2 tRNA genes are annotated in these 345 nt (G+C 57.1%); both read left to right on the forward strand.

The annotated features are described in order from the left end of the window. The first annotated feature begins 65 nt into the window (after positions 1-65). A tRNA-Gly gene (locus QWI17_RS06760) sits at positions 66-141 on the forward strand. Between the two features lie 63 nt (positions 142-204). Beyond that, a tRNA-Glu gene (locus QWI17_RS06765) sits at positions 205-280 on the forward strand. Positions 281-345 lie beyond the last annotated feature (65 nt).

The raw sequence follows: 345 nt of genomic DNA on the forward strand, positions 1-345 counted from the left end.
TAGAGGCCTAGGACACCGCCCTTTCACGGCGGTAACAGGGGTTCGACTCCCCTAGGGGACGCCAAGCGGAAATAGCTCAGTTGGTAGAGCACAACCTTGCCAAGGTTGGGGTCGGGAGTTCGAGCCTCCTTTTCCGCTCCACTTTCTCCTTAGGGTAAGCCCTTTTGGGATAGGTCATGTGTCACGTTTTAAGGTTAGTCCTAAGTCCCCTTCGTCTAGAGGCCTAGGACACCGCCCTTTCACGGCGGTAACAGGGGTTCGACTCCCCTAGGGGACGCCAAGCGGAAATAGCTCAGTTGGTAGAGCACAACCTTGCCAAGGTTGGGGTCGGGAGTTCGAGCCTCC

Origin of the sequence: Gilvimarinus gilvus (assembly GCF_030518155.1) — a bacterium.
Lineage (GTDB): Bacteria > Pseudomonadota > Gammaproteobacteria > Pseudomonadales > Cellvibrionaceae > Gilvimarinus > Gilvimarinus gilvus.